At 42.8% G+C, this 12,712-nt stretch carries 9 protein-coding genes; all 9 read right to left on the minus strand.

Annotation, left to right across the window (positions count from 1 at the left end; all coding sequences use genetic code 11):
• Nucleotides 1-56: 56 nt before the first annotated feature.
• Entirely contained in the window at nt 57-365 is a 309-nt protein-coding gene (locus tag JMW64_RS10120) for an FtsB family cell division protein (protein ID WP_055125147.1), read from the minus strand.
• Nucleotides 366-489: 124 nt separating this feature from the next.
• Nucleotides 490-1,806: a phosphopyruvate hydratase gene (eno, locus tag JMW64_RS10125; protein ID WP_055125148.1), complete on the minus strand. Its 1,317-nt coding sequence runs from the start codon at nt 1,804-1,806 to the stop codon at nt 490-492.
• A 320-nt stretch (nt 1,807-2,126) separates the two neighbouring features.
• On the minus strand, nt 2,127-4,487 hold the full coding sequence (locus JMW64_RS10130; RefSeq protein WP_060491648.1) for a heavy metal translocating P-type ATPase: 2,361 nt from the start codon (nt 4,485-4,487) through the stop codon (nt 2,127-2,129).
• 219 nt (nt 4,488-4,706) lie between these two features.
• Nucleotides 4,707-4,931, minus strand: coding sequence for a heavy-metal-associated domain-containing protein (locus tag JMW64_RS10135; protein WP_060491649.1), 225 nt, complete (start codon nt 4,929-4,931; stop codon nt 4,707-4,709).
• 293 nt (nt 4,932-5,224) lie between these two features.
• Nucleotides 5,225-5,479, minus strand: a complete 255-nt coding sequence (locus JMW64_RS10140) for a heavy-metal-associated domain-containing protein (protein ID WP_060491650.1) — start codon at nt 5,477-5,479, stop codon at nt 5,225-5,227.
• 30 nt (nt 5,480-5,509) lie between these two features.
• On the minus strand, nt 5,510-6,370 hold the full coding sequence (kdsA, locus tag JMW64_RS10145; RefSeq protein ID WP_060491651.1) for a 3-deoxy-8-phosphooctulonate synthase: 861 nt from the start codon (nt 6,368-6,370) through the stop codon (nt 5,510-5,512).
• Nucleotides 6,371-6,614: 244 nt separating this feature from the next.
• Nucleotides 6,615-8,249: a CTP synthase gene (locus tag JMW64_RS10150; protein WP_060491652.1), complete on the minus strand. Its 1,635-nt coding sequence runs from the start codon at nt 8,247-8,249 to the stop codon at nt 6,615-6,617.
• Nucleotides 8,250-8,444: 195 nt separating this feature from the next.
• On the minus strand, nt 8,445-9,539 hold the full coding sequence (locus tag JMW64_RS10155; RefSeq protein WP_201554548.1) for a porin: 1,095 nt from the start codon (nt 9,537-9,539) through the stop codon (nt 8,445-8,447).
• Between the two features lie 733 nt (nt 9,540-10,272).
• On the minus strand, nt 10,273-12,471 hold the full coding sequence (locus JMW64_RS10160; protein WP_201554549.1) for a malate synthase G: 2,199 nt from the start codon (nt 12,469-12,471) through the stop codon (nt 10,273-10,275).
• Between the last annotated feature and the right edge of the window lie 241 nt (nt 12,472-12,712).

The raw sequence follows: 12,712 nt of genomic DNA on the forward strand, positions 1-12,712 counted from the left end.
AATAAGATTTCTATTATAGACAATAGAAGATTATAATTTTAGACAGTTAAGAGCAATTAATAACGGCTATGCGTCGTGGGCGCCGTAGATACTTGTACAAAGGTCTCGTTCGGCTTAATCAAACCCAAGTCTAAACGAGCGTGCTCTTCTACTGCTTCAAGACCAGTTTTTAAGTCATGAACGTCAGTGCGTAGCAAATTATTTGCTGCCACTTGGTTTTCGTTTAAGCGTTGTTGTTCTTCGATTTGAGTCAGCAATTTATTATGCTCAAAGCGACCATTTTCGCCCAGCCAATACTGATATTGCAACCCCAAAAGGACGGCAACGGCTAGAGCAAGTAGCATAAATTGGCTAAAGTATTTCATAAGATAATAACGCCGAACAACATAGAGACAATAATAAAAATAAAAAACCAGCTAAGCTTGCTAAGCGATATATCACCAGATTAATGATGACATATCGCCTAGCTATAGCAAGAAATCTGGCTTGTTAACCACGTAGACCAATGAATTCTTCACGACCACGATAGCTTGCACGTACTTGTTGCTCGATACGTAGCAGCTGATTGTATTTTGCCACACGGTCTGAGCGGCATAGAGAGCCAGTTTTAATCTGACCAGCAGCCGTACCAACGGCTAAATCTGCAATGGTGCTGTCTTCAGTTTCACCTGAACGATGTGAGATAATGGTTGCATAGCCATTTTTCTTCGCTAGATAGATCGCATCTAGCGTTTCTGATAAAGTACCGATTTGGTTAAACTTAATCAAAATTGCATTGGCAATATGCTTATCAATACCCTCTTGCAAGATAGCAGGATTGGTCACAAACAAATCATCACCAACCAACTGAACTTTATCACCAATCTGCTCAGTCAAATATTTCCAACCATCCCAATCAGACTCGTCAAGCCCGTCTTCGATAGAGATAATAGGATATTGACGCGCCAAGCCGACTAGATAATCTGAGAATCCTTGGCTATCAAATGCTTTGTTGCCCTCGCCTGCCAAGATATATTGACCATCTTTATAAAACTCACTAGCCGCACAGTCTAACGCCAAATGAATGTCTTCGCCCGCTTTGTAGCCGACTTGCTCAATCGCTTGCATAATAACGGTGATGGCTTCTTCGTTGCTACGCAGGTTTGGCGCAAAACCACCTTCATCACCAACCGCAGTATTTAAGCCTTGTGATTTCAACACAGATTTCAAGCTGTGGAAAATTTCTGTACCAGCACGCAATGCTTCTGAGAAGCTGGTGAAACCAACAGGCTCAATCATGAACTCTTGGATATCAACCGTGTTATCCGCATGCTCACCACCGTTCAAGATGTTCATCATCGGTACAGGCATCGTCAGCGACGTCTGATTGCGCAAGTTTGCAATATATTGATGTAATGGCAGATTTTGTGACTTGGCAGCGGCTTTTGCAGTGGCAAGAGACACCGCTAGCATGGCATTAGCGCCAAGGCTATCTTTGTTTTCTGTGCCATCTAGCGCAATCATTGCATCATCAATGCCTTGCTGTTCGGTGACGTCTTTATCCATCAACGCGCTGCGAATTTGGCTATTGACGTTAGCAACGGCTTTTTTGACGCCTTTACCCATATAGCGACTTTGGTCACCATCACGTAGCTCAAGCGCTTCGCGTGAACCAGTTGATGCACCACTTGGGGCAGCAGCACGGCCGATAGTGCCATCAGCTAAGATTACATCAGCTTCGATAGTTGGGTTACCACGCGAGTCTAAAATCTCACGGGCGCGAATGTCTTTAATTGCGGTGACGTTGGTGGTTTCTTCAGCGTACATAATGTCTGTTAATTCCTTTGGTCATGCCAAGTTTGTGGGATAAATAACGGCAACTAGAATACAAAAAAGATAAAGCAAAATATCGTATAGTGCTATGCTCAAACCAGCTTTGTTTATCTATATAGTCAGCAAGTTTTGAGCAAGACTAAAGGGGTTTTTAATACTTTAATCGTCAGCTATAGTGCTTGGCATCATAGCATAAATTTTGCCAAACTTCCCTTATCTTGCACCGACTGGCGCTGATAAAATCACACTTAGATAAACAAATTACCAATTATGGATTTGTCTCAGCACCTATAATATTAAAAGCCATATGACTCTTATACTTTTGTTAGACGTTCTGTTTTAGCGTGGGAGCCAGATACTGTGTTATCCAGCTCAACCTTTGTTTTAAATTGGGTCAAACGTAACGCATTCATTAATACTGAAATAGAGCTAAGCGCCATCGCAGCGGCGGCAATCATAGGGTTTAAGAAACCAAAAGCGGCCAGCGGAATACCCAAGCAGTTATAAATAAAAGCAAAAAACAGATTTTGCTTGATGTTGCGCACTGTTGCATTAGCTATTTTTTGCGCGGCATCAATATGCATCAGTGACTCACCCATCAAGCGGGCAGACGCACTATGCTGGGCGACATGTGTGCCTTCAAACATGGCAAAGCTTGCATCGGCAGTTGCCATCGCTGGCGCATCGTTGACACCATCACCTGCCATTGCAACTTTATGACCAGCCGTTTGCAACAAGGCAATTTGACTGGCCTTATCACGTGGGCTCATTTTACCATAAGCCTGCTCAATACCCAGCTGCCCTGCCACATGATCGACCACAGACTGCTTATCACCACTCATCAAAATGACATTGATACCTGCATCTTGTAGCGCAGTAATAGCCTTCGGAGTATCTACTTTTAAGTCATCGGCTAGGGCAAAAGCACCCAAAGCTTCATCATTAATACTGACGGCAACGGTACTGGCAATTTGCCATACCTTTGGCATCAGCTTAGGCAGTGTTAAGTTAGCAAACTCTGCGGTACCGACTTTTACCACACCCAAACCTTCAATATTGGCTTGTATACCAGCGCCTTTAATGACACTAATATCAGTCACATTCATCAACGGCAAGTTTCGCTCAGTAGCCGCGTTAACCAATGCTGTTGCTAGCGGATGACTGGCATGTGCTTCAACGCTTGCGGCTATTTGTAACACATCATCGACTGCGATCGATTTATCCACCATCACATGGTCCACGATAGTCGGCTTACCAATGGTCAAAGTACCTGTTTTATCGAGCACTACTGTATCGATGTTGCCTGCCGCTTCAAGGCTTTGTGCGTCTTTGAACCAGACACCATGACGAGCAGCAACGCCCATACCAGCCATGATAGCGGCTGGCGTTGCCAAACCTAAAGCACAAGGACATGCAATGACCAACACCGAGACGGCATGCATCAAGGCAGTATCAATCATGCCAGTCAGCCACCACGTCACCCCAAAGGTGATAAGCGCAATGGCAACGACGACTGGGACGAATACCGCCGTCACTCTATCGGCAAGACGGGCTAAATTGGCTTTTGAGCCTTGGGCATCGCTGAGGGCTTGTACCATATCACCAAGCTTTGTATCACTACCTTTAGCACTGACGCGGTATAACAAGCTGCCATTTTCAACCAACGCCCCTGCCAATAATTTATTTCCCACTTCTTTTTTGAGCGGTACCGACTCACCCGTTAAGTGACTCTCGACACACCAGCCAGCACCATCGATAACCACCCCATCGGTTGCAACTCGGCTGCCTTGTTTAGCACGCAAAATATCACCAACTTGCACGTCTTTAAGAGCAACATTATGAAAATCACCATTAGGCTGCTGCTGTTCGACTTCATCGGGCGTTAAAGACAATAATAAATCGATACTATTGAGGCTGTGTTTCTTAGTACGCTCTTCTAGATACTTACCCGTACGCACAAAAGCAATGACCATGACGCCTGCTTCAAAATACACCGCAGGACTGCCATCCGCACCGTGACCACCAGCATGACCACTTTGCAGCAAACTGTTTAAAGTGCCATCGCCATGGGTCAGCCACAGATAAGTTGAATACGCCCAAATAGTCACGGTACCGATGACGACTAGCACGTCCATATTAGCAAGACCACCTTTAATCGACGCCCAAGCGCTTTTGTAAAATGGTAAAGCAAATCCAAACTGTACAATGGTCGCTAATATAAACTGAGTCCAAATCGGCGGCATCCACGCCATACCCTGACCAACGAGCATACCTGCCATACCAACTAAAAACGGCACCAAACAAACCCATAACCCAATCAAGCGCCATGGGTACTGAGTCGCGGTATCTTCATCTGTTTTTGCAAACAAACTATCGGCCGCCTGCAAATTGGCAACGAAGCCTGTTTTATTTACCCATTCTGTTACTTGTTCAGGCGTTGTCTGGGTCGGATTATAATCAACATTCGCAGTCTCGCCAGCGAAGTTTACACTCACCTCGTATACCGACGGCTTTTTGTTGAGCACCTTCTCAATTCGCGAGGCGCAGGCTTGACACGTCATCCCCTCAATTGCTAGCTGCAAGTGTGCACGCTGCGGCGCGAGCGGCGTATTGGATTGGATATCAGTTTTTACATCGTAGGCGTTATGATTGTCGGTTTGGGTAGTATCATTCATAAATAAAACTCGGTATGGCGTTTATGCGTTATGGCGTTATAAAGTCGTCTGAGCTAGGACAGCAACTCAGTGGATGGAATATCTAAGTCAAACAAATAGCACACTTTTAAATTTGATATTGGTATGGTCGAACTGAATAATGAGTACGCTACTATCAATAATTTTTAACCATTAAAAAACCAGCCTTGATAGCCGGTTTTTTAATACAAATGAAGCAGGTTAAGCATTGGCAATAGTGGCATCAAAGCCTGCATCGTCGATAGCAGCAGCAATTGTCTCTACACTGGTTTTGCTATCATCAAAAGTAACCGTCGCTTGATTATCTGCCAGCTCAATACTGATATCGTCTAAGCCATCGATATCGGCAGTGGCGTTATGAACACTGGCCACACAGCCACCGCAAGTCATGCCATCAATTTTAATAATACGTGTTTGGTTTGCCATGAGAGGCTCCTTATTTTTGTAACTGAGTTTTTATAGGTAAATACTTTTATTAAAGAATTGCTTTTATAATTGTCTTTTTAAGACGGCTATTTTTTATGACCTTATAAAAATAGCACTTAACCAGCTTAAGCCCTATCACGGTTAACAACAAGACTCTTTGGTTATCACTTTATTAATAGAACCGTAAATAATGGAACTGTAAATAATAGAACCGTAAATAATGGAACTGTAAATAATAGAACCGTGAATTTATGCCTAAGTGACAGACAATAGCGCTTATTTTAGAATAACGTCTAATCATCATGACGTGGGTTTTGCGGTGCATCAAGAGGAAACGGCTGGGTCACATAATCGACAGTACTGATTGCCGCCGTAAACGCATGGATACTGGTGTCTGTATCTTCATAACGTATGGTGGCAACATTATTATCAGGATCAAGCTCGATGGCCGTCACCCCTGTGATATTTTTCAGCGCTGTCATCACACTCTTTAATCCTTCATCATCATCGATATTTTCGATACTGACTGTTGCTGTTTGCATCGCCATGATCTCAGCCTCTTATTGTCTGTGAATACATTAATGGGTATCTAACACCTCAAAGCCTTTAACCAAATCATCAATTTGCTTCAACTGACGCAAAAACGGCTCTAATTGGCTCATACGTAGCGCACACGGACCATCGCATTTTGCAGTTTCTGGATTTGGATGCGCTTCTAAAAATAACCCTGCCAGTCCTGTCGCCATCCCTGCTCGTGCCAATGTTGTGATTTGTTCACGGCGTCCGCCCGCACTATCGCTACGGCTGCCTGGCTGCTGTAAACTATGCGTCACATCAAAAAATACAGGGATATCCATCTGCTTCATGGTATCAAAACCAAGCATATCAACGACCAAATTATTGTAACCAAAGGCACTGCCGCGCTCACAAAGAATTAACTTATCGTTACCACCTTCAAGGCATTTGTTAACGATATGACGCATCTCATGCGGCGCTAAAAACTGTGCTTTTTTGATGTTAATAATCGCATCTGTCTTCGCCATCGCATGTACCAAATCTGTCTGACGTGATAAGAATGCAGGTAGTTGGATGATATCTGCGACTTCAGCAACGGGTGCCGCTTGATACGGCTCATGTACATCCGTGATAATAGGAACTTGGAATTTTTCTTTGATTTGCCCCAGCCAATCAATACCCTGCTCTAATCCAGGGCCTCGATACGAGTGCAGGCTTGAACGGTTGGCTTTATCAAAACTGGCTTTGAAGACATAGCCAATGCCCAAACGCTGACATATTTCGACATATTGCTCTGCAATCTCGAAGGCCAATTCCTTTGATTCTAAGACATTCATACCACCGAACAACACAAATGGCTGGTCGTTGCCGATATTAAGAGTATTGCCATTTGGCGTAGTAAGTTTGACATGTGATTGCGCCATTGATAAATGTTCCATTAAGTCGTTACCCTCTTTATTGTTATTAATATTTCTATCCCATATTGTAACCGATAGACTCAGTAAAAAAAGGGGTTAAGCGTAATTGCTGACCAACCATTAGAAAAATTGTCATTTTTATTGCTTAAAAACAATCTCATTCATAGCCACAGTCATAAAATTAAACGCAAAAAAAGACCAATCCGAAGATCAGTCTTTTTTATACATGTAAGTTTTTATACGTTAACGATTATTTGTTTTCGTTATAGTTCTTAGCCGCTTTTACAAAGCTGTTGAACAGTGGATGACCACCGCGTGGCGAGCTGGTAAATTCAGGATGGAACTGTACGGCGACAAACCAAGGATGATCAGCAATCTCGACCGATTCTACTAGATGCTGCTTGGCAGAATAACCAGATATGGTCATGCCTGCTTGCTCTAATGGCTCGATATAGCGATTGTTCATCTCATAACGATGACGATGACGCTCAGTGATATTTTTGGCGCCATAGATTTGGCTAAGCTTGCTACCAGCAACCAATTCGGCTTGCTGCGCGCCTAGACGCATGGTGCCGCCAAGGTCAGAGTCATCGCTACGAATCTGTAATTCGCCGCGCTCATCTAACCACTCAGTGATGAGACCAATGATAGGCTCTGCCGTTTTGCGATCAAACTCAGAAGAGTTGGCATCGATTTTGAGTACATTACGCGCGTACTCAATCACTGCTAGCTGCATACCAAGGCAAATACCTAAATATGGCACGTTGTTTTCACGAGCATAAGTGATGGCTTTTATCTTACCATTGGTACCACGCTCACCAAAACCACCCGGTACTAGGATGGCATCGGCATTGTGTAGCTGCGCCAATAGGCTGTCATCGTCTTCTAGACGCTCAGCATCAACATAGTCAATTTTGACATCGGCTTTATGAGTGATGCCAGCATGCAGCAGTGCTTCGTTGATCGATTTATAAGCATCAGGTAACTCGACGTATTTACCAACCATCGCTACCGTAAGACTCATTTCAGGATTAAGCTGCGCTTCAACCACTTTGTCCCAATCACTTAAATCTGCTTCTGGTACATCTAAACCAAAACGCTCACAGATCAAATCATCAAGATCCTGCTCATGAAGCGTGCGTGGAATCTGATAAATACTTTGCGCATCTTCACACATAATAACCGCACGCTCTTCCACATTGGTGAACAGCGCTATTTTGCGACGGTTGTCTTGCGAGATGTGGTGATCAGAGCGGCAAATCAATATATCAGGCTGCAAACCGATAGAACGTAGCTCTTTTACTGAATGCTGCGTTGGTTTGGTTTTAGTTTCGCCTGCACTAGCAATATAAGGTACGAGCGTCAAATGCATCAGCATGGCTCTATTGCGACCAAGCTCTACTTGCATTTGGCGGACGGCTTCCATAAATGGTAACGATTCGATGTCACCAACGGTACCGCCAATCTCAATAATGGCGATATCATAACCTTCACCACTGGCTAAGATTTTACTCTTAATTTCATCAGTGATATGTGGAATAACTTGTACTGTACCACCAAGATATTCACCACGGCGCTCTTTATTTAGAACGTTTTGATAGATACGACCACTAGTAAAGTTATTGCTCTTACTCATTTTTGAATGGCGTAAGAAGCGCTCATAGTAACCCAAATCTAAATCAGTCTCTGCACCATCTTCGGTGACGAATACTTCGCCATGCTGGAATGGGCTCATCGTACCTGGATCGACGTTGATGTACGGATCCATCTTGGTCATCGTAACGGTCACGCCACGGGCTTCTAAGACCGCTGCAAGAGAGGCTGCGGTGATACCTTTTCCTAGTGAGGACACTACCCCACCGGTCACAAATATAAACTTGGTCATAGTACTCTGTCGGTAATTGGTAAAGAAGGATTTTACTAAAAATACGTCAAAAAATATAGGGCAAAAGCACAAACTCTTTGAAACATTCAAGTTTTAGTACTTAGCTATTATAACGCACTACCCACTCAAAAAGGATATAACAAAAAAAACTCACCCCGAAGGATGAGTTTTTATAATCAGATTCTAATGCTTAGATTAGAACTTGTATTCTAGACCAGTACCAACTACCAATACTTCTGCATCGCCTCTTGCGTCAGCCATGATATCATCGTTATAAATATCTTTAATATTAGTGTTATATCTATAGTTAACATTATCAGCTTTATTTAAGCCTGCATAGGCATGAGCAATGATATTGTCTTTATAGAAGTATTTACCACCAACAACGATTTGATCTGAATCAGAGTTATCAAAACCATTTAAGTTAGTAGTATTGTTGTACTGTGCGTATACAGACGCTGGACGGGCAAAGTTAGTTAACCCCATCTCGCCACTAATAACGAAACCTTTCTCTTTATCAGAAGAACCATTATAGTCAGCTACTTGATATAGCGCGCCTAGCATTACAGGTGCTGCCATAAACTTGGCTAGATCTACAGTAGCAGTACCACGGATTATATCACCATTGATGTTTTGGTCTTTGTCATAAGCCACACCAGCAGTGAAGCCAGTACCTTGGTCAAACATCATTGCAACGCCGAAACCTGCGTCATCAGAGTTATCACCATCTACATCATTAGAGCTGTACATTGCAGACAGTTGTAACGGTAGACCATTGTACTTAGGTGCAGTCCAAATGATTGAGCTTGCAAGACGATTACTGTCAGCCATATTTAATGCTGCAACTGTTTCACTTTCGTTTTCAGTTTGACCTAGGTTATCCCAGTAACCTTGGTTCACAACAACGTTATCAATACGAGCTAGCGTTGATTGGTTTTTACCAGCACGGAACTCACCGAACTGCTTGTTGTTTAAACCAAGGAATGTATCACGGTTAGTAAAAGTAGCGTTATCACCAGTGACACTTGTGCCGTACTCTAACTGATAGATAACATCAGTATTGGTAGTCATGGCTTCAGAGCCCTTAAAACCTAGACGTGAAGCATGAGAATTAATCTCTACTTGATCTTCACCATAATTAACCTTGCTGTTGTCAGCAACAGCACGACCATCAAAATCAACATCGATATAATCAGCAGCTACAAAAGCTTTACCATAGATAGTCGGTGCTGCATTGGCTGCAGATACAGATAAGGCAGCAACTGCTGTAGCTAAAAGTAGTTTTTTCATGGGGTATCTCCACTTTACAATTTTAGTAATAAGCTAGCTATGATTAGCTGGTGCTCATAATGGTATCGTCACAAATCCTCAAAGATATAATGTGTAACTGGCTACCGAGATTAGTCAGAAACAAGTGTGGCGAAGTTCTATTACAGTAAGATGAAAAAAACAATGACTTACATAACTGCGATTAAAAAGTAACTGCCATGTAATCTTAGGTCTTTATCGCTCCGTTGCGTAACATCCGTTACCAAACTCATACTTCGAATACAAGCATAACAACTTTGACATAATTTGCAACATTTTTTTTAGATTTTTAAACCCAGTATTTGTTGAATGCCATATCTACTATAGAATGTAGGTCATTGTAAAAAAATCCCTATCCGCTCAAATAGATAAAGATATTATTGATTAATATAATTACCAAGAACTTGAAACTAGCGTAATCAATACCATTTGATTAGCAAACATAAAGCCCTACTTGTTCATTAACAAGTAGGGCTAATAAAAAATAATAAATGTGATTTATGACATACTGACAGTCACAATTGAGATCGGAAAATTGCTATAGTAGAGCAGCAAAAAGGTATTTTCACTGCTCTTGTTTCCAGACTACAACCTTAGTCAATGGCTATTACAGACTCCTTATTAAGTATAAAAACCAAGAAGAAGCTTAGTCAGTCATGACAGTATTATAATAGAATGTCAAGTATGCCATATTCTAATATTAACCTGCGCAATATTAGCAGCCTGCTTTTAGATCAAGACGTGCCTGATGTAATAATGGCTCAGTATAGCCACTTGGCTGCTCGCGACCTTTAAATACCAAATCACAAGCCGCTTTGAATGCATAAGAGTGGTCAAAGTTATCTGCCATCGTCTGATAGTCGCTATCGCCTGCATTTTGCTCATCAACCACTTTTGCCATACGCTTCATCGTATCCATCACTTGCTGCTCGCTCACGACATCGTGATGCAACCAGTTGGCAATGTGTTGACTTGAGATACGTAAGGTCGCACGGTCTTCCATCAGACCCACATCATTGATATCCGGTACTTTAGAACAACCAACGCCTTGATTTACCCAACGCACAACATATCCTAAGATGCCCTGAGCATTATTGTCTAGCTCTTGCTGCTTCTCTTCATCAGTCCAGTTGATATTTTTTGCTAATGGAATGGTTAAAATGTCGTCTAGACTGGCACGCTCACGTGATTTTAGACTGTCTTGAACGTCAGCAACACTCACTTGATGATAGTGCATGCTGTGTAAAGTTGCCCCTGTTGGTGACGGTACCCATGCTGTACTGGCTCCAGACTTAGGATGTGCAGCTTTGGTGTCCATCATCTCTTTCATCTCGTCAGGCTTCGCCCACATGCCTTTACCAATCTGAGCAACACCCTGTAGACCAGTCTCTAAACCGATATCAACGTTCCACTGCTCGTAGGCTGGCTGCCATGCTTGTGACTTCATCTCACCCTTAGGTACAAATGGACCTGCATTCATGCTGGTATGCATCTCATCACCAGTACGATCTAAGAACCCTGTGTTGATGAAAATGACACGCTCTTTCGCTTGACGGATGGCTTCTTTCAAGTTGACCGTCATACGGCGCTCTTCATCCATGATACCGATTTTGATGGTATTACGCTTTAAGCCTAATAAGTCTTCTACTGCGTTGAATAAATCGTTGGCCATTTTGACTTCTTCAGGACCATGCATTTTTGGCTTAACGATATACATTGAACCTTTACGTGAATTCGATAGCGCATTCTTACCTTTAAGGTCATTGAGCGTCAATAGTGGTGTAATCAAGCCATCCATCAAGCCTTCAAATATTTGTTCTTGACCATCACCCAAGTCGACCAATATTGCAGGGTTTTGCATGAGGTGACCGACGTTACGAATCAGCAATAACGAACGACCTGGCAGGATAAGCTTACCACCATCTGGGGTGGTGTATTCACGATCTGGATTTTGCTGACGTGTGCGGGTTTTTCCACCTTTTTCAAAGGTTTCTAGCAAGTCACCACTCATGAGACCAAGCCAATTGCGATACACTTCCACTTTTTCTTCTGCATCGACGGCAGCGATTGAGTCTTCACAGTCTTGAATTGCCGTAATAGCTGACTCTAGCAGCACATCTTTGATATGTGCAGGGTCGTCTTTACCGACTGGATGATTGGCATCTATTTGAATCTCTGCATGCAAACCATTGTTTTTTAATAAAATACGCGTTGGGCTTTCTGCATCACCGACGAAACCAACGAATTTTTCGGCATCTTTTAGCTCAGTATTGCTATCACCTTGGACAATTTTAAGCTTACCCTCGACCACTTTAAAGCCGGTCGCATCGTTATATGAACCTGACACCAAGGCAAAGTTTTCATCTAGGAATTGTTTGGCATAAGCAACGACAGCAGCACCGCGAGTTGGGTTGTAACCACCTTTTGCTTCTTGACCATTTTCGTCACTGATAACGTCAGTACCATATAAAGCATCATACAAACTGCCCCAACGAGCGTTGGTCGCGTTCAATGCGTAGCGCGCATTACGTACTGGTACGACCAACTGCGGGCCTGCAATATGAGCAATCTCGTCATCGACATTTTCTGTGCTAACTTTAAAATCATCGCCTTCTGGCAACAGATAGCCAATCTCTTGTAAGAATGCTTTGTAAGCAGGATAATCAATGTTGCCGTCTTTGGCAGGATGTTGCAGGTGCCACTGGTCAATCTGCGCTTGAATCTTGTCACGAGTTGCGAGCAATGCTTTATTGCGCGGCGTAAACTCTTTAATGACTTTTTCAAAACCTGACCAATAACTGTCTGAATCAACACCGACTTTCGGCAGCACTTCGTTTTCAATAAAGTCATACAATTGCTGGTCGATGGCAAGAATGCCTTTTCGAATACGATTGGCGTTAGAAGACTGGCTCATGTTGTTATCCTTATCTGTTCGTGAGGGGTGTGAATACGAAGTTGCTACCGCAATGATTACACATTGTCGGTCTTAGACATCTATTCCAAATTTAGATGAAATACTAAGCAAACCTACTGATATATCATACAAGCTTGTGGTGATTAGCGAATTAACTATTTATGCTATGCTATTAACCTATATTTTTGCCGCTTTAGCCATTAGCATGGTCAAAGCATTTACAACGGATGATGGTATCAAC

Origin of the sequence: Psychrobacter immobilis (assembly GCF_904846065.1) — a bacterium.
In the GTDB taxonomy this organism is placed as follows: Bacteria; Pseudomonadota; Gammaproteobacteria; order Pseudomonadales; family Moraxellaceae; genus Psychrobacter; species Psychrobacter immobilis_H.